Genomic DNA, 19,383 nt, shown 5'->3' on the forward strand with positions numbered 1-19,383 from the left:
GGATGCTCATGCCACCCGGCGCAAGCGATAGCCCTCCGGCCCGTGCGCGACATAGCCGAGCCGGACCGCCCCCTGAAGCGCCGCGACCACCGCGCGTTCGACCTGGCGGCCTTGCGCGAAATGCCGGGCGATCTCGGCGGCGGTGAGGGGGCGGTCGGTGGCGAGCAGCGCGAAGACGCTGGCGATGCGCCCGCCCAGATCGCGCGGGAAACTGGGCTTGGCATCGGCCGGCTCGGCGAGCGGCAGCGTGCGGTCGGCCTGGGCGAGCGGGGTCGCGCCGGCGCGGCGGCTCTGGAAATCGGGGCGCAGCCATGGCACGCGGCCGCTCCGTTCCTCACCGCGTCGCTCGGCATTGAGCGCGACCAGCCGCGAGACCATCTCCGGCGCGGCGATGTCGGCGGGCCAGCCATAGGCGGCGATGACGGCGGCATCGATCTGGTCGTGCAGCCGCGCGATCAGGTCGACCGAGCCGATGCGGCGCTGGCCCTCTTCCTCGGCGGTCAGGGGCTGGCCGGCGACCAACTTGGCGCGCAGATTGTACAGGCCGGTCAGGGTCAGGTCGGGCGTCCCGGCCAAGATGCGCTTGCGGGTGGCATCGAGTTCGTTGGCCAGATCGGCGATCGTTCGACCGCTGGAGTCGCTGGCATCAGGGAAAGGGAAGGGATCGAAGACCTGCGTCTTGGTATATCGATGCCCTTGCTCGAACTTCGCCACGCCCATCAGCCCGCAATTGGCATAGGTCCATGCCAGACTGGCGGAGGAAGACAGGACGCCCAGATGATGCGCATCCTCGCTGGCGACACAGACCAGCATGTTGTCTGGCAGCGTATCTGAATCGAGAAACTGGAAGATGCGGTGCTTGGCGGTCTCGACCGTCGCGATATAGCGGGAGAGGCCGTCGAGAGCCGAGCGCAATTCGGTGCGGGGTTTGCCCATGATCCACCAGCTATCGAGATAGGCCCGGGCATCTGCGGTTGGTGATTTGTTGAATTGCTGTTGTCTGGCCTTTCGAACCGTTCGCAGCAAATGCCCATACACCTCGGGAAAGCGCTGCCGCACCTCGGCTTCGGACAGGCCGAGCAGGTCGATCACCATCGCACCCCGCGTCCGCGCGGTCAGGTCGCGGCCGTGGCAATAGGGGCGGATATGGCGCTCCAGCCCTTCGCGGCGGCCAAGACCCAGCATCTCCGCCTCCGCCCGTGACACGATGAAGCCCGCACCGTGGAGCGATACGCCGCGCGAGCACAGCCATTGGTTGGCGAGCAGCGGCTTGGCGCTTGCGACATCGGCCCCCACCGACAGGTCCGCATTGATCCGCCCGATCGTCTCGGTAAAGCGGATGTCCGGCGTGTCGCTGTCCAGCCCGCCTTCATGCACGATGCGCAGACGGCGGCCGTCCTGCCTGCCGCGCGCGATGACCGTCATCGCGATCCGCACCATCGCGGCGTCGGAGGTCGCCTTGGTCCAGGGATGGTCGGGGATGGCCAGCAGGATCGACAGCGGCGGCGACGCCTCCAACGCACGCGCGATGACGCGGCGGCCAAAGGTCTGGGTGATCGAATTGGTGGTGACGAAGCCGAAGCGGATCAGCGGGGACCCCCTGGCGGCCAAGGCCTGCGCCGTGCGCTCCCACCAATAGAGCACATAGTCCGCCGCGCGCGGCATCTTGGGGTAGGCGCACCACAGCGCCTCGGCCATGCCCGCAGGAAGTCGGCCGCGCAGATCCTTGCCGCCGATGAAGGGCGGGTTTCCGATGATGAACTCCGCCTCGGGCCAGGGCGTGCGGGCGCCCGACGGGGTGAGCAGTGCATCGCCGGTGACGATCGACTGGACATCCTCCAGCACCGGGTCGGACACCTGCCCGCCATTGCGCAGCTGCCAGCGGATATAGCCCAGCCACAGCACCAGCTGCGCGATGGCGGCGGCGCGGGCATTGACCTCGATCCCGTGGAAATTGCGCGGATGTACCGTCTCGGTGTCGAGATGGAGGATTTCCTCGCCCGACAATTCGGCGAGCACTTCCAGCACCTCGCCCTCCAGCCGCTTCATCAGCTCGAGCGTGACATAGAGGAAATTGCCGGTGCCGCAGGCGGGGTCGAGGATGCGCGTCGCCGCCAGCCTGCGGTGGAAATCGCGCACCCGCTGCACGGCGGCGCGGGGATTGTCGGTCCGCTCATTCTCCATCGCGCTCAGCACCTGCGCCCAATCGTCGCGCAAGGGCGCGATGACGGTCGCAGTCACCAGCCGCTCGACATAGGCACGCGGCGTATAATGCGCGCCCAGTCGCCGCCGCTGGTCGGGATCGAGCGCCTGTTCGAGCAGCGTGCCGAAGATCGCCGGCTCGACATCGCGCCAGTCGCGCCTGGCGGCGGCGAGCAATTCGCCGATCTCCTCGCGATTGAGCGGCAGCGCGTCGGCGGTGTGGAACAGCCCGCCATTGAACCGCCGCACGGCACAGCGCAGCACATTGGCCTCGCCGCCCCGGTCCATCGAGCGCCACAGATCCTCGATCCACGGCACGAAGGCGTCGGGCCGCTCGCGCGCATCGGCCAGCAGCGTGACGAAGCCGTCCGGCGGCAACAGCCCGCTATGCTCGGCGAACATGGTGAACAGGCAGCGCATCAGGAACAGCGCCACCTGTTCCGGGTCATGCCCGCGCTCCTCCAGCAGCTTGGAGATGCTCGCCAGCCGCGCGGCCACGTCGCGGGTGACGGCGGCGGCGTGGCGGGTCGGATCGAGCGCAAGCGGCGCTTCCCAGATCGCCGCCAGCCGCTGGCGCACCTCCTCGCGCCGCAGATCGTCCAGCGTGATGCGGAAGCGGGCACGGTCGGGGAATTGCTTGTAATGTTTGCCCTGGCCGGAAAAGTCGGCGAACAGTTCGATCACCCGGCCGACATCGACGACGATCAGGAAGGGCGGCCAGCCATGCTCGACCGGCAGCGCCCTGGCATATTGCTCGGCCTGTTCGCGCGCGCGGCGCATGAGGAGGTCCCATTGCCGCGAGCGGGGCGCGGCACCGGGTTCGTCGGGCAGCAGGCCGGACAATATGGGGCCGAGATCGGCGAGCGATTTGGCGCCCAGCCCCTCGCGGCTCTGCTTGGCCTCCAGCACGAAACAGCCGCGCTTGTAGAGGTCGATCCGGCCGCGCCGATCCTCCTCGCCCGGCAGGACGACCGCGCGTTCGAAGACATAGTCGTTGCGCGCGCTGGTGGCGTGGGCGGGTTGGGGCGGGGCGACGCCGATGATCGCGCACAACTCGGTCAGGAACAGCGCATAGTTCGCGCGCTCCGCCCCGCCTTCGCAGGCCTGCCAGCGCCGGATGAACGCCTCGATCGCCGTCGGGGTCGCCATATGTTGAAATCCTCCCGATGGGGATCATCGGGAGGATTTGGATTTACGCGAGCAAATGCCGGGCCGTTTCGGATGTCCGAAACGGATCTTTTTATGCATCGCCGCGCGCTCCGTTCAGCCTGAGCTAAGTCGAAGGCCAAGGGAATCACCGGGCCAAGCACGAACCGGCAAAGCGTACGCTTCGACTTCGCTCAGCGTGAACGGCGGCGGGATATTGTCGGGTAATGATTTGGAGGCTCACCCCCCATACATCGCCATCGCATCCCGGCGGAACGCGGCCCCGCTGTCCGACCGGCTGTAGAACATATGCCCGCCCGGATAGACGTTCAGCGTCACCCGCTGCGCCACGCCGTAGCTCGGCATCTGGTCGACGATCAGCCGCGACGCGAAGTACGGGCAGGACAGATCGTCCCAGCCATGCACGATCATCACCTTCATCTTCGGATCGTTGGCGATCGCCTTGCGCAGGTCGGTAACGGGCGTGTCCTCGGGCCGGCCGCGATCCCAGGCGGCGTTCACCTCATAGGACAGCGCGTGATAGCGGGCATCGGTCTTCCAACCCACTTCGCGCGTCACGAAATCGACCATCGCGCTGGTCGTCGGCGCGATCAGCGAGTCGAGCAGCGGGTCGTTCGATTTCTGCTGCGACGACCAGGGGAAGGGGTCGAAGGCGGTGACGTTGGAGTCGTAGATGCTGCCGATCGTCGCGTCATTGCGGTGAATCTCGCGCAAATAGGTCCGCGTGTCGATCCGCCCGCCCAGCTTGCGAACGAGGGCGGGGTCGAGCCCGGTCAGCTCGGTGACGCGCGTCACCATCCGGTCGACCGCCTGGGTGTCGGACCGGCCACGCATCAGGTCGCGTAAGTAATCGCCGCGGGCATAGGCCTCGACCCCCGCCATGGCTTCCGGCGTCAGCTTGCCCTGACGCTCCAGTTGCGCGGCGGCCATCGAGGGCAGGTCGATCATCCACGGCAAGGGCGACAGCGCGGTGGCATCGTCGCCCGAGGCCGGGTCGAGATAGGGCGACACCATCACGATGCCGTTGACGCCGACGCCGATCTGCGACTGAAGCTCATAGGCGATGCGCGGCGCGCGATAGCCGCCATAGCTTTCGCCCATGATGTATTTGGGTGAGCGCAGCCGCCCTTCCTTGACCAGCCAGTCATAGACGGTCTTGGACAGATACTTGATGTCCGGGTCGTTGGCGTAGAAAGCCTTTTTCGTCTCGCCCTCATCGACCAGGCTGCGGCTGAAACCGGTGCCGATCGGATCGATGAAGACCAGATCGGTGAAGTCCAGCCAGCTATTGGCATTGTCGGTCGTGACCGGCGAGTCGGAGGGGGCATCGCCCTGCGCGCCGAACTGGACCCGCTTCGGCCCGACCGCGCCCATGTTGAGATAGACCGAGGCCGCCCCCGGCCCGCCGTTGAAGGCGAAGGTGACGGGGCGGCGGACATCGCCGCCGGGCACGGTATAGGCGGTATAGACGACCTGCCCGATCTCCTTGCCCTTGTCGTCGCGCACCGCGATCTTGCCCACGGTGGCCTTGTAGCTGACCAGCTTGCCGCCGATCCGCGCGGTCTGGGTGATCGTCTTGTCGGCGGGCAGCGGCGGGCGCTTGCTGTCGTCGTCCTTGGTCTCGGTGGTCGTCTTGGTTTCGGTCTTCTCGGCCTTTTGCGCGACGGCGGGCGTCGCGCCGGCGGCGATCAGCAGCAGCGCGGACAGATGCAGGATTTTCGGCACGTTCGGAAATACTCCCCCACGGACATTCGCTCGGCCGGGATCATGCGCCCAGTCCGCGCGTTCCCGCAACCCCGCCCCCTCGAAACCCGGACCGCCGCTTCCTATCTCGTCTCTGGCATTCCTCCCGGAACAGAAGTAGAACCTGCCCCATGCTGACCAAGATTTCCGTCCGCGGCGCGCGCGAGCATAATCTCAAGGATGTCGACATCGACATTCCCCGTGACACGCTGACGGTGATCACCGGCCTGTCGGGGTCGGGCAAGTCTTCGCTGGCCTTCGACACCATCTATGCCGAGGGGCAGCGGCGTTATGTCGAGTCGCTGTCGGCCTATGCGCGCCAGTTTCTGGAGATGATGCAGAAGCCCGATGTCGACCATATCGAGGGGCTGTCGCCCGCCATCTCGATCGAACAGAAGACGACCAGCCGCAATCCGCGCTCGACCGTGGCGACCGTCACCGAAATCTATGACTATATGCGCCTGCTCTGGGCGCGCGTCGGCATCCCCTATAGCCCCGCCACCGGCGAGCCGATCGCGGCGCAGACGGTCAGCCAGATGGTCGACCGGGTGATGACGCTGCCGGAGGGCACGCGCCTCTATCTGCTCGCCCCCGTCGTGCGCGGCCGCAAGGGCGAATATCGTAAGGAAATGGCCGAGTGGCAGAAGGCCGGCTTCACCCGCGTCCGCATCGACGGCCAGCTCTACGAGATCGACGAGGCCCCCGCGCTCGACAAGAAGTTCAAGCACGACATCGAGGTGGTCGTCGACCGTCTGGTCGTGCGCGAGGATATCGCGACGCGTCTGGCCGACAGTTTCGAGACCGCGTTGAAGCTGGCGGACGGGTTGGCCTATGTCGACCCCGCCGATCCGGTCGAGCCCGCAACGCCCAAATCCGCCGTGCTGGGCAACAACGCGCCTGATGGCCGCATCGTCTTCTCCGAGAAGTTCGCTTGCCCGATCTCCGGCTTCACCATTTCCGAGATCGAGCCGCGCCTGTTCTCGTTCAACGCGCCGCAAGGCGCCTGCCCGGCCTGTGACGGGCTGGGCGAAAAGCTGATCTTTGACGAAGACTTGGTTGTCCCCAATCACGAACTGTCGATCAAGAAGGGTGCGGTCGTGCCCTGGGCCAAGTCCAACCCGCCCAGCCCCTATTATATGCAGGTGCTGGGCAGCCTGGCGCGCGAGTTCGGCTTCTCGCTGGAGACGCCGTGGAAGGATCTGGAGGAGAAGGTCCGCGAGGCGATCCTGCACGGGACGAAGGGCAAGGCGGTCACGCTGACCTTCGTCGACGGCAAGAAGTCGTACGACGTGAAGAAGCCGTTCGAGGGCGTGATCGGCAATCTCAACCGCCGGATGCTCCAGACCGAGAGCGCCTGGATGCGCGAGGAACTGTCCAACTACCAGTCGTCGCAGCCCTGCGAAGTCTGCCACGGTGCGCGGTTGAAGCCCGAGGCGCTGGCGGTGAAGATCGCCATGCAGGACATCTCCTACGCCACCCATTTGTCGGTGGTCGATGCGCTGGCCTTCTTCACGGGGCTCCCCGAACACCTGACCGACCAGCAGCGCGCCATCGCGCAGCCGATCCTGAAGGAGATCATCGAGCGGCTGGGCTTCCTCAACAATGTCGGGCTCGATTACCTAAATCTCGACCGGACCAGCGGCACGCTGTCGGGCGGTGAGAGCCAGCGGATTCGGCTGGCGTCGCAGATCGGGTCGGGCCTGTCGGGCGTGCTCTATGTGCTCGACGAACCATCGATTGGCTTGCACCAACGCGACAACGACATGCTGCTCGCGACGCTGCGGCGTTTGCGCGACCTGGGCAACACCGTGCTGGTGGTCGAGCATGACGAGGATGCGATCCGCACCGCCGACTATGTCATCGACATGGGGCCGGGGGCGGGCGTGCATGGCGGGCAGATCGTCGCGCACGGCACGCTGAAGCAACTGCTGAAGTCCAAGACCAGCGTCACCGCCGATTATCTGAACGGCACGCGCGAGGTCGCCGTGCCCGCGAAGCGCCGCAAGGGGTCGGGCAAGAAGCTGACCGTCCACAAGGCGACCGCCAACAACCTGCAGGGCGTGACCGCGAGCATTCCGCTCGGCACCTTCACCTGCATCACCGGCGTGTCGGGATCGGGCAAGTCGAGCTTCACCATCGACACCCTTTACGCCGCCGCCGCGCGGTCGCTGAACGGTGCGCGCATTCTGGCGGGCAAGCATGAGAAGATCACCGGGCTCGACCATCTCGACAAGGTGATCGACATCGACCAGTCGCCGATCGGCCGCACCCCGCGCTCGAACCCGGCGACCTATACCGGCGCCTTCACCCAGATTCGCGACTGGTTCGCCGGGCTGCCCGAGGCGCAGGCGCGCGGCTACAAGCCGGGCCGGTTCAGCTTCAACGTCAAGGGCGGCCGGTGCGAGGCGTGCCAGGGCGACGGCGTGCTCAAGATCGAGATGCACTTCCTTCCGGATGTCTACGTCACCTGCGACGTCTGCCACGGCGCGCGCTATAATCGCGAGACGCTGGAGGTGAAGTTCAAGGGGCACTCGATCGCCGATGTGCTCGACATGACGGTCGAGGACGCCGCCGAATTCTTCCAGGCGGTGCCGCCGATCCGCGACAAGATGGCGATGTTGGTCGAGGTAGGGCTCGGTTACGTCAAGGTCGGTCAGCAAGCGACGACCCTGTCGGGCGGCGAGGCGCAGCGGGTGAAGCTGGCCAAGGAATTGTCGCGTCGCGCGACGGGCAACACGCTCTACATCCTCGACGAACCGACCACGGGGCTTCACTTCGAGGATGTGCGCAAGCTGCTCGAAGTGCTCCATGCGCTGGTCGAACAGGGCAATACGGTGGTGGTGATCGAGCATAATCTCGACGTCATCAAGACCGCCGACTGGATCGTCGACCTCGGTCCTGAGGGCGGCGTGAAGGGCGGCGAGATCGTCGCGGTCGGCACGCCCGAAGTGGTCGCCGCCGAACCGCGCAGCTTCACCGGCAAGTATCTGAAGCCGCTGCTCGACAAGCGGCAGGCGCAGGCGGCGGAGTAACGATCCTCCCCGGCACGGGGAGGGGGACCGCCGCCCAGCGGTGGTCGAGGGGGGCTTGCCGACAGGGATGCCTTATGTGGCGCTCCCCCTCCGTCAGCGCTTTGCGCCGCCAACTCGGCGTGCCGGGGAGGACCTGGTCCCGTGGCCTTCGACTTCGCTCAGGCTGAACGGGGCAGGGGGATGGGCCTGCGGTCCGTCGTAAAGGACGGAGGTTGGTTACCAGACAACCCCACCCCCGTTCGCACTGAGCGAAGTCGAAGTGCACGCTCCGCCTTTGCTCCCGAACCAGCAAGCTCCCTCACACAAAACCCACTTAACATATCGCAACCTTTCCCCACGCCGCGCGCTTCCACCGGCATCACCCATGAGAGAGGATGTGATGCGTGCACTGACACTCGGCCTGGTTGCGGCCGCGACTCTCGTTTCCGGTTGCTCGACCTATGGTGGTGGCCTGGGCGGCTTTGGCGGTCCCCGCTACGCCTATGACTATGACCGGCCCGATCCCGCTTATGGCGGCTATTATGCCGACCGCTATTATGTCGACAATGCGCGTTACCGCGAGCGCCGTCTGGGTGCGAACGACCGCGTCTATGTCGGTCAGGACGGCCGCTATTATTGCCGCCGCAACGACGGCACCACCGGCCTGATCGTCGGCGGCATCGCGGGCGGTGCGCTGGGCGCGGCGATCACCTCGGGCGGTTCGCAGACGCTGGGTACGCTGCTCGGCGCGGCCGGCGGCGCGCTGGCGGGCCGTTCGATCGAGCGGAACAACGTCCGCTGCCGTTGATCGACTGATCCGACCATCGGTCGTGAAGGGCCGACCAGTCTCCGCCGTTTCGGATGGGGCTGGCCGGCCTTTTCGCATTCGCATGAAGAGCCGGCCGGCCCGCTCTAAACGTGCAATTCATAGGCCTTGCGTGGCTACGCGAACTGCCGCCGCAAAGATGAACGAACCGCGCCGACCTGCGACAATTGGTGACAGTTTTGCCGGTCCCTCGTCACAGCTTTGCGAATGGCCGTTCCCATATTGCGAAGCGGGCCAGTATTCGCCCGTTTGCTATGGGAGTAACATGATGAAAGCCATGATCCTTGCGACGCTGGGCGTTGCCACCATCGCGGTTCCGACGATCGCCGAGGCGCAGCGCTGGACGCCGATCGCGCAGCGTCAGGTGCAGTTGGACCGCCGGATCGATCAGGGCATTCGCTCGGGCGCGCTCAACCGGCGCGAGGCGGTTCGCCTGCGTGGCGAACTGCGCCAGCTGAACCAGCTCGAATATCGCTATCGCCGTTCGGGCGGCGGGCTGTCCGTCTCGGAGCGTCGCGATCTCGACCGCCGCTATGACATACTGAGCCGTCAGGTCCGTTTCGAGAAGAACGACCGCAACTATCGCCGCTGATCGGTCAGCGTGGTGCCGCGCCCGAACCCGTCGGGCGCGGTGCCTCGGCGGGGGTGAGGGGGCGGCCGCTGTCCTTCCACTTGTCGAGAATCTCCCCCGACCGGGCCAGGCGGTCGCTGATGATGGCGCCGCTGGTTGGCGCGGTCGGCGGTGAAGTCGGTGCGACGCGTGCCGTTGCGACTGGTGGCGTGGCGGCCGGCGTAGGAACTACCGGGGTCGGCAGTGCGGCGGGCAGATCGGCTGCCACGACCTCTCTGGTCGATGGTGCGGTCGGGATCACCTCGCCACCGGTATAGCCACGCCCCATGGCGGCGGCGGTCCCCCAATAGCCCTTCCACCGATGAAACAGATGCGCGCCGACCATGTCGGTCATCACCATCGCCCGGTTCCAGGCCGGAGTGACCGCAAAGGTGTGGTAATGGGTGGCCAGACCCACCGGCGCATAGACCCCGCCGGCAAGCGCGGCAGCGGCGATCTGCGCGGCGCGCGCCCAGCCGCCGGTCGCAGGGGTGCGCGACAACGCGCCGTCGCAGACGAAGCTGAACTGGCAATGCGCGCGCTCGACGCCCTGATAGACGACGCCGCAGACGCTGGCCGGGAAGGCGGGATGACGAACGCGGTTCAGCACCACCTGCGCCACCGCACGCTGCCCGTCGACGCTCTCGCCACCGGCTTCATAATAGATGGCGGCGGTCAGGCACTGCATTGCACGGGCACGGTCGATCGCGGCGGAGGCGCCCCAGCGAAAGGGCTTGGCGGCGACGACCGTCGCGTCGGTGCCGGCCGCACCGGGCGGGATCGGCAGGGCGGGGAGGGCGACCGTTCCCGTGCTGCCGTCCGAGGCGGGCAGGACGTCGCTACCCGGTGTGGGCATGGCGCCGGGCGATGATACGGCGCTGACGGCCGTCGCGCGATCGTCGCCCGGCCGCCCTGATCGCATGACGGCGATGACACCGACGAGCAGCATCAGGCCCAGCAGGATTAGCCAGGCCTGGATCATCCGCCTTATCGTCCGCCTCGCCACCCGCAACGCGCTATCGCCCTTCCGATCGATCCTTTCGCCGCAAAAGCGATAGGGGAGAGAGGGTTAAGGAATTCGCGTCATGCGGCCGCGCATGCCCCGTGCCCGATCGAAACCGGGCATGGAGTCATCGGGAGATCAGCGCAGCTTCGGCGAGTCCAGATTGATCTGGCCCGCCGGGATCACCTCGACCTCCGGATGCGCCTGGCGGAGCGCGGGCAGGAACTGCTTGGCGTCGCCCACCACGATCACGCTCGCCGCCTTGGGATCGAGCAGCGCCGCGGCGTTCGTCTGGACCGCCGCCGGGTCGACCGCCTGGACGCGCGGGATATAGCGGCTCAGCTCGTCGAGCGGCACGCCCTGCAGCGTATAGCCCGCCAGGATGCTCGCCACGCCGTCGGTGGTTTCGATCGTGCGGCCGAAATTGCCGATCAGCACCGCCTGGCGCGTCTCCAGCTCGGCTGGCGCCACCGGCGCGGTGCCCAGCCGGCGCATCTCGGCGTCGATCAGCCCGACCACCTCGGCGGCGGAGGGGTTCTTGGTCTGGGTCCGTGCGGAGATCAGGCCGACATCGCGACCTGCCAGCACCGAGCTACCCGCGCCGTACGCCAGGCCGCGCTTGATACGGATTTCCTGGTTCAGCCGCGAAGAGAAGCCGCCGCCCAGCACCGTATTGGCGACCGCCAGCGGATAATAGCGCTCGTCGGCGCGACGGATGCCGGGACGTGCGACGACGACGCCGGCCTGTCCGGCATCGGGCATGTCGACGACGATGACGCGCGGGGCGGGGAAGGCGGGCTCAGCCGACGTCGCGGCCGTTGCCGCGCCGGCGGCGCGCCACTGGCCAAGGTGCTTTTCCGCCAGCAACCGCGCCTGGGCCGGCGTCACGTCACCCACCAGCAACAGGGTCGCCTGACCGGGCTTCCAGCTGCGCGCATAGGCGGCGGTCAGGTCGGCGCGGGTCAGCCCCTTCAGTGAGGTCGGCGTGCTGACCTGACCATAGGCACGGGTGCCGTACACGACGCGGTCGGCGACCATGCCCGACAGCTGTGCGGGGTTCTTCATCGCGACGTTCAGCCCGTCGATCGTCTGGCTGCGCGCGCGCTCGATCTCAGCGGGGGCGAAGGTCGGGCGGGTGGCGACATCGGCCAGGATGGTCATCGCGGTATCCACCTGCGCCGAGGGCACGGTCAGGTCGATGCTGGCGCCGTCATCCGACGCGCTGCTCTCGATCGAGCCGCCCAGGCTTTCGACCGCGCGCGCGATCTCGGTCGCCGAGCGGGTCTGCGTGCCCTTGGTCATCAGGTCGGCGGCCAGGCTGCTGGCACCCGCCTTGCCCGCCGGATCGGTCGCGGACCCGCCCAGCGCCACCAGCGAGGCGGTGACGAGCGGTAGGTCGTGCCGCTCGACCGTCACGACGCGGATGCCGTTGGACAGGGTGGCGACGACCGGCTGCGGCAAAGTGGGCGCGATCGGCGCGCCGGGGGCGGGGGGCAGGATGCGCTGTCCCTCGGGCGCGGGCGTCACCACTGCGATATTGGCGGGCGGGGTGAGCGCGGCGACCTGCACCGTCGGCGCGATGGCGATCGGCGTGTCGGTGGTGCCGGCGGGCTTGCCCTCGGCCGGCAGGTAGCGGATCGTCGCGCTCTGCTGGTCCTTGAGATATTCGCGCGCCACCCGCTGCACATCGGCGGCGGTGACGGTCTGGATCGCGGCGATCTGGCGATCGGCGGCGGTGGGATCGCCGTTCACGATCACGCTGTTGGCGATCAGGCTGGCCTTGCCCTCCGCCGTCTCGCGCTGCTTGAGCGCGGAGGTGAGCAGCTCGTTCTTCGCCTCGGCCAGTTCGGCGGGGGAGACGGCCGTATCGCGCACGCGCGCGATCTCGCGCTTCAGCGCCGCTTCGCCCTCGGCCGCCGTCTTGCCGCTGGCCAGCATCGCATAGGCGACGAAATTGCCGGTCGACTGCTTGGTGTCGAGGAAGGTCGAGGCCGACTGCGCCAGCTGGTCGCGGTAGACGAGGCTCTCGTACAGGCGCGAGCTTTCGCCCGCCGACAGAATGGCGTTCAGCACCATCAGCGCGGGCGTGTCCGCGCTGCGCTCAGGGGGTACGTGATAGCTGATGAGGACCGCCGGCAGCGGCGTATTCGCCTCATAGACGGTGCGCGACACCGCGGCCGTGCGGGCCGGCTCCTGCACCGTCACGCGCGGGATGGGCGCCGAGGGGCGCTTGATGTTCGCGAAATATTCGTCGACCCAGCGGTCCAGCTGCGCAGGGTCGAAATTGCCCGATACGACCAGCACCGCATTGTCGGGGCGGTAATAGGTGGCGTGGAAGGCGCGGACATCGTCGATGCCGGCCGATTCCAGTTCCTCTAGGCTGCCGATGCCCGGCCGCGCATAGGGATGCACCGAATAGGCGAGCTTGGGATAGTAGATGGAGAACAGCTTGCCATAGGGCTGGGCGAGGGTGCGCTGGCGCAGTTCCTCCTTCACTACGTCGCGTTCGCTGGCGAAGCTCTTGGGCTCGACGACCAGCGCGGCCATGCGGTCGGCTTCCGCGAACAGCAGGCGCTGCAGGTGGTTGGCGGGCACCACCTCGTAATAATTGGTATAGTCGTCGGCGGTGGAGGCGTTGTTATAGCCGCCGACATCCTCGGTCAGGCGATCCATCTGTTCGGGGACGAGGTTCCTCGTCGCCTTGAACATCAGATGCTCGAACATGTGCGCGAAGCCCGAGCGGCCCTTGGGATCGTCCTTCGACCCGACATCATACCAGACCTGGACAGAGACGTTGGGCGTCGTCGTGTCGCGAATGGCATAGACGCGCAAGCCATTGGGCAGGGTGCGCGTGCTGAAGTCGATCGGCTTCACGCTTTCCGTGCGTGCTCCCGTGGCCGTTTGCGGCGGAGCACTCTGCGCCCCGGCCAGAGTGGGAAGGGCGGCGACGCCGAGCAGGAGCGCGGCACGGAAAAGGCGCATGAAGACCCTCTTTATGGTTTGCGGATTACTTGGACTTGTTGCGCGTGCCGTACAGCACGGCGGCGGCGATCGCGGCCGAACCGATGCCGACGCCCAGCCCGATCTTGCCCATCGGCCAGTTGCGCGTCTTGTCCTTTACCGAGGCGGCGGTCGCTTCGGCGGCGGCGACGGCGTGGTCCTTGGCCTCCTTGGCAGCGGCGAGGATCTCGTTGGGGGCGTCTTCGGTGTGATCGGTCATGTTACTCTCCTACTATCCCCGGATTACTGGCCGGCAGCGTAGCGCGCCCGGAAGTCGTCCGCAAAGGCCGTGAGGCGCCCTTCGGCGATCGCGGCGCGCAGATCGGCCATCATCTGCTGGTAGAACCAGATATTATGCTCGGTCATCAGCATCGCGCCCAGGATTTCGCCTGCGCGGACCAGATGGTGCAGATAGGCGCGGCTCCAGGTCGTACAGACCGGGCAGCCACAGGCGGGGTCGAGCGGCCCCTGATCCTCGGCGAAGCGCGCGTTGCGGATGTTGATCGGGCCCTGGCGCGTAAAGGCCTGCCCCGTGCGGCCTGAGCGGGTCGGTAGTACGCAGTCGAACATGTCGACCCCGCGCTCGACCGCGCCGACGATGTCGGTCGGCTTGCCCACGCCCATCAGATAGCGCGGCTTTTCCACCGGCAACTGGCCCGGCGCGAAGTCGAGGCAGCCGAACATCGCCTCCTGCCCCTCGCCGACCGCGAGGCCGCCGATCGCATAGCCGTCGAAGCCGATGTCGATCAGCGCGTCGGCCGAGCTCTTGCGGAACCCCTCGTCCAGCGCGCCCTGCTGGATACCGAAGATCGCATTGTCCTCGGCATGCTGGCCGCCCGCGTCGAAGGCATCGCGGCTGCGCTTGGCCCACCGCATCGAGCGTTCCATCGCGCTGGCCTGTACCTCGCGGGTCGAGGTGGTCGGGACCAGTTCGTCGAACGCCATGACGATGTTCGAGCCCAGCAGCCGCTGGATCTCGATCGAGCGTTCGGGGCTGAGCAGATGGCGCGTGCCGTCCAAGTGGCTCTTGAACGCCACGCCGTCCTCGGACCGCTTGGTCAGCTCAGCCAGGCTCATCACCTGATAACCGCCCGAGTCGGTCAGGATCGGCCGGTCCCAGCCCATGAAACCGTGCAGGCCGCCCAGTCGGTTCACCCGCTCCGCACCGGGGCGCAGCATCAGGTGATAGGTGTTGCCGAGGATGATGTCCGCACCGCTCGCGCGTACGTCGCCGGGCTTCATCGCCTTGACGGTGGCGGCGGTGCCGACGGGCATGAAGGCGGGGGTGCGGATCTCGCCCCGCTTCATGGTGATGGTGCCGGTGCGGGCGCGGCCGTCGGTGGCGTGGATGTCGAACGAAAAGCGGGCGGTCATTTTCTGTCTCTGGGGCGCTCGCCCTTGGGGCGGAGCGGGCCGGTCGGGCCATTGGCGTCGACGGCGGTGGTACGGATGGTCAGCGCTTCGGCCCGGCTGATCGCGCCGTCACGGTCGCGATCGAAGCGGGAGAAGAGCCGCGAGAAATGCGCCTGCAATTCGAGCAGGGTGATGCGGTTGTCATTGTCCTTATCGACATCGAACGGGCTGGGCAGCGCGTTGCGGTCGCCCAGCCAGCGCTCGGCCCAGTCGGCGAACTGGAGATAGCCGAGCGAACCGGCGTGCGCGGTATCGATCGCGTCGAACGAGCGCTTCACGCCCGCCTCCATCTCCTCGCGGCTGGTCTTGCCGTCGCCATCGGCGTCGAGCGTCGCGATCATCATCGCCACCGGCTCGACCACCATGGTGGCGGGCGTCTGCGCAAAGGGCTTGGGCGGCGCGGTGACGGTCACCGTTTCGTTCGCCCCCGGCGTCGCCGCCTGGAGCAGCAGCGCCAGCAGGATCACGAGGACCGCCCCGGCAACAGCAGCGAGGCGTCGCCATAGGAGTAGAAGCGATAGTCGTGTCCGATCGCATGGGCATAGGCCGACTGCATCCGCTCCAGCCCCATCAGCGCGGAGACCAGCATGAACAGCGTCGAGCGCGGCAGATGGAAATTGGTCATCAGCCCGTCGATGCCGCGAAAACGATAGCCCGGCGTGATGAAGATCGCGGTGTCGCCTTCGAACGGACGGATCACGCCGTCTTCTCCGGCCGCGCTCTCGATCAGGCGCAGCGAGGTGGTGCCGACCGCGATCACCCGGCCGCCGCGTGCCTTCACCGCGTTCAGCCGGTCGGCGGTGGCGGCGTCGATGCGGCCCCATTCGGCGTGCATCTTGTGGTCGACCGTATCCTCGGCCTTGACCGGCAGGAAGGTGCCCGCGCCGACATGCAGCGTCAGCGTGGCATGCTCGATCCCCGCCGCCGCCAGCGATTCCAGCAAGCCGGGCGTGAAGTGCAGCGCCGCCGTGGGCGCGGCGACCGCGCCCGGTTCGTTGGCGAACATCGTCTGATAGTCGTCGGCGTCCTTCTCGGTCACGCCACGCTTCTGCGCGATATAGGGCGGCAGCGGCATGGTGCCGGCGCGTTCCAGCAGCAGTTCGACCGGCTCGTCGCCGGCGAAGTCCAGCGCGAAGCTGCCATCCTCTGCGCGGTCATTGGCGGTCGCGTTGACGCCCGCGCCGAAGTCGATGACGTCGCCTTCGCGCAGGCGCTTGGCGTTGCGGATGAAGGCGCGCCAGCGGCGGGTGCCCTCGCGCTTGTGCAGCGTCGCGCCGATCTTGGCGTCGCCGCGCGTGCCCTGCAACTGGGCGGGGATCACGCGCGTGTCGTTGAAGACCAGCAGATCGCCGGGGCGCAGCGCGGCGGGCAGGGCGCTCACCCGCTCGTCACGGGTGGCGTCACCGTCGAGGACCAGCATCCGCGCCGAGTCGCGCGGCGATGCCGGATAGAGCGCGATCCGCTCGGGCGGCAGCGCGAAGTCGAAGAGATCTACGTTCACTTGGTGGCCGTTGCCGCCTTCTTGGCCGGTGCCGCCTTGGCGGCGGGGCGGCGTACGGGGGTGGCGGGCGCGGCGCCGGGCAGGGTCACGGGCGCGCCCAGGCTTGGGGCAGGCGCGGGCGCGAGGGGCACATAGGCCGGGGGATTGTCCGCCGCGATATAGGCATGAACGATCCGGCTGGGGTTCGCGGGCGGCTCGCCCCGCTCGATCGCATCGACATATTGCATACCGTCGAGCACGCGGCCGAACACCGTGTACTTCTTGTCGAGCGCGAAGCGCGGCTGGAAGACGATGTAGAACTGGCTGTTGGCGCTGTTCGGATCGTCCGCACGCGCCGCCGCCACCGATCCGCGCACATGCGGCAGATAGTTGAACTCGGCCTCGACATTGGGGAGGTCCGATCCGCCGGTGCCGTCGCCCTTGGGATCGCCGCCCTGCGCCATGAAGCCGTCGATCACGCGGTGAAAGGCCAGGCCGTCATAGAAATGGCGCCGCGTCAGCGTCTTGATCCGCTCGACCATCTTGGGCGCGACATCGGGGCGCAGCCAGATCGTCACGCGCCCGCCGGTCGACAGGTCGAGCAGCCAGAGATTGTCCTTGTCGGTGATCGGCGGCGGGGTCGGGCGACCGGTGACATTGTCCTCCAGCACCTGCGCGACCTTGGCCGGCGTCTGAATCTTGGATTGCGCCTGCGCCGGAACGGCAACCAGGCTGGCCATCATCATGGCAAGAGCGGCGAGAACGCGCATCACATCTCTATCGACAAGGAAAGGAACGAGGGCGCTGTAGAGCAAATCCCGCCTTGCGCCAAACTGAACCTTCGATCCCCAATTCCTCCCCTGGAAGGGGAGGTGGCAGGCCGAAGGCCTGACGGAGGGGTGTCGCCCGTGGTTGTCTGGCAACTCCATCACGACCGGGGACACCCCTCCACCAGCTTCGCTGGTCCCCCTCCCCTTTCAGGGGAGGAATAGAGGGTCACGATCCCTTGCGGCCGATCTTCTCGACGCGCGCGACCACGTCCTCGCACACCGCCGGGGTCACAAACTTGGCGATGTTGCCGCCATACACGGCGATTTCCTTGACCAGGCGGCTGGCGATCGGCTGCAGCGCGACATCGGCCATCAGGAAGACGGTTTCGACACGCGGATTGATCTGCTGGTTCATGCCCGCCATCTGATATTCGTACTCAAAATCGGCGACGGCGCGCAGGCCGCGAACGATCACCTTCGCGCCCTCGCGCTCGGCGAAATCCATCAGCAGCGAATCGAAGGCGACGACATGGATTTCGCCCGCGACACCGGCGACCTCGCGCCGGACCATCGCCATGCGCTCGTCGAGCGTGAACATCGGCGACTTGGACGGGTTCGTCGTGACGCCGATCACCAGCCGGTCGACCAGCTTCGCGCCGCGCCGGATGATGTCCATATGGCCGAGCGTCACGGGATCGAAGGTGCCGGGATAGACGCCGATCCGGGTCACCGGTCGCGCTCCACGACGTAAGCCGCGATGGCGCGCAGCAGATCGGCCTCGGGGCCGTAATCGCGCAGGTGCGCAATCGCCTGGTCGACCAGCATCCGGCATTGTTCGCGCGCGCGCTCGACCCCCAGCAGGCTGAGGAAGGTCGCCTTGCCGGCATCCTCGTCCTTGCGCAGCTTCTTGCCCGCCGTCGCCTCGTCACCCTCGGCATCGAGCAGATCGTCGGCGATCTGGAAGGCGAGGCCCAGATCATGCGCATAGCCGCGCAAATGGGTGCGCCCCTCGGGCGGCACGCGGCCCAGGATCGCGCCCGCCTCGACCGCCGCGCAGATCAGCGCGCCGGTCTTCATCTGCTGGAGCCGGGTGACGGTGGGCAGGTCGAACACCTGCCGCTCGGCCTCCAGGTCCATCATCTGGCCGCCCGCCATGCCGCTGGGGCCGGAAGCGCGCGCCAGGTCGAGGATCAGCTCGGACCGGACGAAGGGATCGGGATGGGTCGACGGATCGGCCAAAATCTCGAAGGCGAGCGCATGGAGGCAGTCTCCCGCCAGGATCGCGGTGGCCTCGTCGAACGCCTTGTGCACGGTCGGCTTGCCGCGCCGCATATCGTCATCGTCCATCGCGGGCAGATCGTCATGGATCAGCGAATAGACGTGGATCGCCTCCAGCGCGGTCGCCACCCAGCCGGCGCAGTCGCGGTCGACATCGAACAGCCGCGCGGTCGCGAAGACGAGCAGCGGGCGCAGCCGCTTGCCGCCGCCGATCGCGGCGTGGCGCATGGCGGCATAGAGCGAGGCGCGCGGATCGCGGGGATCGGCGAGCAGCTCGGCAAAGCGGCGATCAATGTCCTGCGCGACGTCGTCGAGCGCGTCGCGCAAGCTCGGCATGACGGTGGTCGCCACGCTCAACCGGCCTGGAAGGGGCGGGTGCCCGCGGCCTTGCCCTCGGCGTCGAGGCGGATCGCCTCGATCCGGGCCTGGGCGGCGTCGAGCCGTTCGGCACAGCGCTGGCGCAGACGATCGCCGCGCTCGTAGAGGCGGATCGATTCGTCGAGCGTCGCTTCGCCGCTTTCCAGTCGGCCGACGATCCTCTCCAGTTCCTTGAGGGCGTCCTCGAACGTCAGTTCTTCGATGGGCGTATCCATGACGCCGCTATGGGGCAGCCCCGCGACACGCGCAAGCAGCGTCGCGCGGGGAAATCGCGCGGAGCCCGGCCTATCGCAGGCGCCTGACCGTCCAGGTGTAGAGAAACGAGACGCCGAAGGCGCCCAGGTCGAACGCGGCTTGCACCCGGCGCGGCGACCGGTCGGTCAGGTCATGGGTGATCAGGCGGATGTCGGCGGTCGGATGACGCTGCGCCATGGCGATCACCGCCACCAGTATCGCCACGATCGTGATCCGCCGTCTGTCCAACGTCCCGCTCCCCCGTCGG

Annotated in this window: 16 protein-coding genes; 3 read left to right on the plus strand and 13 right to left on the minus strand. The window is 67.5% G+C overall.

What is annotated here, in order from left to right:
* Positions 1 to 6 precede the first annotated feature (6 nt).
* Together GGR48_RS03210 and GGR48_RS03215 are read right to left on the minus strand one after the other, a co-directional pair.
* Entirely contained in the window at positions 7 to 3,351 is a 3,345-nt protein-coding gene (locus tag GGR48_RS03210; protein ID WP_183950430.1) for a class I SAM-dependent DNA methyltransferase, read from the minus strand.
* Positions 3,352 to 3,588: 237 nt separating this feature from the next.
* The gene (locus GGR48_RS03215) at positions 3,589 to 5,094 is read right to left on the minus strand and encodes a S10 family serine carboxypeptidase-like protein (protein WP_183950431.1); all 1,506 of its coding nucleotides are present in this window, start codon (positions 5,092 to 5,094) and stop codon (positions 3,589 to 3,591) included.
* Positions 5,095 to 5,243: 149 nt separating this feature from the next.
* Here GGR48_RS03215 and uvrA point away from each other — a divergent pair, with 149 nt between their 5' ends.
* The 3 genes from uvrA (at position 5,244) to GGR48_RS03230 (ending at position 9,541) form a co-directional block, all read left to right on the plus strand.
* Complete coding sequence (gene uvrA / locus GGR48_RS03220) at positions 5,244 to 8,144, plus strand: excinuclease ABC subunit UvrA (RefSeq protein ID WP_183950432.1); 2,901 nt, start codon at positions 5,244 to 5,246, stop codon at positions 8,142 to 8,144.
* 379 nt (positions 8,145 to 8,523) lie between these two features.
* Entirely contained in the window at positions 8,524 to 8,931 is a 408-nt protein-coding gene (locus tag GGR48_RS03225; RefSeq protein WP_183950433.1) for a glycine zipper 2TM domain-containing protein, read from the plus strand.
* A gap of 286 nt (positions 8,932 to 9,217) precedes the next feature.
* Positions 9,218 to 9,541, plus strand: a complete 324-nt coding sequence (locus GGR48_RS03230) for a hypothetical protein (RefSeq protein ID WP_240456172.1) — start codon at positions 9,218 to 9,220, stop codon at positions 9,539 to 9,541.
* A 4-nt stretch (positions 9,542 to 9,545) separates the two neighbouring features.
* Here the strand turns inward: GGR48_RS03230 and GGR48_RS03235 are convergent, their stop codons facing one another.
* The 11 genes from GGR48_RS03235 to GGR48_RS03285 all read right to left on the minus strand — a co-directional run bounded on the left by GGR48_RS03235 (position 9,546) and on the right by GGR48_RS03285 (position 19,364).
* A complete protein-coding gene (locus GGR48_RS03235; protein ID WP_183950434.1) occupies positions 9,546 to 10,541 on the minus strand; it encodes a cell wall hydrolase in 996 nt (331 codons plus the stop codon).
* Between the two features lie 159 nt (positions 10,542 to 10,700).
* Positions 10,701 to 13,544 (minus strand): M16 family metallopeptidase, encoded by a 2,844-nt coding sequence (locus tag GGR48_RS03240; protein ID WP_183950435.1) that lies wholly within the window; start codon positions 13,542 to 13,544, stop codon positions 10,701 to 10,703.
* Positions 13,545 to 13,569: 25 nt separating this feature from the next.
* Positions 13,570 to 13,782, minus strand: a complete 213-nt coding sequence (locus GGR48_RS03245) for a hypothetical protein (protein ID WP_183950436.1) — start codon at positions 13,780 to 13,782, stop codon at positions 13,570 to 13,572.
* Positions 13,783 to 13,805: 23 nt separating this feature from the next.
* Positions 13,806 to 14,936: a tRNA guanosine(34) transglycosylase Tgt gene (gene tgt, locus GGR48_RS03250; protein ID WP_183950437.1), complete on the minus strand. Its 1,131-nt coding sequence runs from the start codon at positions 14,934 to 14,936 to the stop codon at positions 13,806 to 13,808.
* Positions 14,933 to 15,442: an EF-hand domain-containing protein gene (locus GGR48_RS03255; RefSeq protein ID WP_183950438.1), complete on the minus strand. Its 510-nt coding sequence runs from the start codon at positions 15,440 to 15,442 to the stop codon at positions 14,933 to 14,935. The genes tgt and GGR48_RS03255 overlap by 4 nt, the downstream gene beginning before the upstream one ends.
* Complete coding sequence (gene queA / locus GGR48_RS03260) at positions 15,439 to 16,476, minus strand: tRNA preQ1(34) S-adenosylmethionine ribosyltransferase-isomerase QueA (protein WP_183950439.1); 1,038 nt, start codon at positions 16,474 to 16,476, stop codon at positions 15,439 to 15,441. Before queA ends, GGR48_RS03255 begins: the two co-directional genes overlap by 4 nt.
* Positions 16,473 to 17,225 (minus strand): peptidylprolyl isomerase, encoded by a 753-nt coding sequence (locus GGR48_RS03265; RefSeq protein ID WP_183950440.1) that lies wholly within the window; start codon positions 17,223 to 17,225, stop codon positions 16,473 to 16,475. The genes queA and GGR48_RS03265 overlap by 4 nt, the downstream gene beginning before the upstream one ends.
* Positions 17,226 to 17,451: 226 nt before the next feature.
* Entirely contained in the window at positions 17,452 to 17,955 is a 504-nt protein-coding gene (gene coaD, locus GGR48_RS03270) for a pantetheine-phosphate adenylyltransferase (RefSeq protein ID WP_183950441.1), read from the minus strand.
* On the minus strand, positions 17,952 to 18,839 hold the full coding sequence (locus GGR48_RS03275) for a polyprenyl synthetase family protein (protein WP_183950624.1): 888 nt from the start codon (positions 18,837 to 18,839) through the stop codon (positions 17,952 to 17,954). The genes coaD and GGR48_RS03275 overlap by 4 nt, the downstream gene beginning before the upstream one ends.
* A 17-nt stretch (positions 18,840 to 18,856) precedes the next feature.
* A complete protein-coding gene (locus GGR48_RS03280) occupies positions 18,857 to 19,096 on the minus strand; it encodes an exodeoxyribonuclease VII small subunit (RefSeq protein ID WP_007406073.1) in 240 nt (79 codons plus the stop codon).
* A gap of 70 nt (positions 19,097 to 19,166) precedes the next feature.
* Positions 19,167 to 19,364: a hypothetical protein gene (locus GGR48_RS03285; RefSeq protein ID WP_183950640.1), complete on the minus strand. Its 198-nt coding sequence runs from the start codon at positions 19,362 to 19,364 to the stop codon at positions 19,167 to 19,169.
* Positions 19,365 to 19,383 lie beyond the last annotated feature (19 nt).

It is taken from the genome of Sphingomonas pseudosanguinis (assembly GCF_014196255.1).
GTDB lineage: Bacteria > Pseudomonadota > Alphaproteobacteria > Sphingomonadales > Sphingomonadaceae > Sphingomonas > Sphingomonas pseudosanguinis.

Bases quoted from the DNA above. Each gene is read 5' to 3' on its own strand.
- GGR48_RS03225 (WP_183950433.1), top strand. From the start codon at position 8,524: ATGCGTGCACTGACACTCGGCCTGGTTGCGGCCGCGACTCTCGTTTCC.
- GGR48_RS03245 (WP_183950436.1), bottom strand. From the start codon at position 13,782: ATGACCGATCACACCGAAGACGCCCCCAACGAGATCCTCGCCGCTGCC.
- tgt (WP_183950437.1), bottom strand. From the start codon at position 14,936: ATGACCGCCCGCTTTTCGTTCGACATCCACGCCACCGACGGCCGCGCC.
- GGR48_RS03280 (WP_007406073.1), bottom strand. From the start codon at position 19,096: ATGGATACGCCCATCGAAGAACTGACGTTCGAGGACGCCCTCAAGGAA.
- GGR48_RS03265 (WP_183950440.1), bottom strand. From the start codon at position 17,225: ATGCGCGTTCTCGCCGCTCTTGCCATGATGATGGCCAGCCTGGTTGCC.
- GGR48_RS03235 (WP_183950434.1), bottom strand. From the start codon at position 10,541: ATGATCCAGGCCTGGCTAATCCTGCTGGGCCTGATGCTGCTCGTCGGT.
- GGR48_RS03275 (WP_183950624.1), bottom strand. From the start codon at position 18,839: ATGCCGAGCTTGCGCGACGCGCTCGACGACGTCGCGCAGGACATTGAT.
- GGR48_RS03210 (WP_183950430.1), bottom strand. From the start codon at position 3,351: ATGGCGACCCCGACGGCGATCGAGGCGTTCATCCGGCGCTGGCAGGCC.
- uvrA (WP_183950432.1), top strand. From the start codon at position 5,244: ATGCTGACCAAGATTTCCGTCCGCGGCGCGCGCGAGCATAATCTCAAG.
- GGR48_RS03240 (WP_183950435.1), bottom strand. From the start codon at position 13,544: ATGCGCCTTTTCCGTGCCGCGCTCCTGCTCGGCGTCGCCGCCCTTCCC.
- GGR48_RS03230 (WP_240456172.1), top strand. From the start codon at position 9,218: ATGAAAGCCATGATCCTTGCGACGCTGGGCGTTGCCACCATCGCGGTT.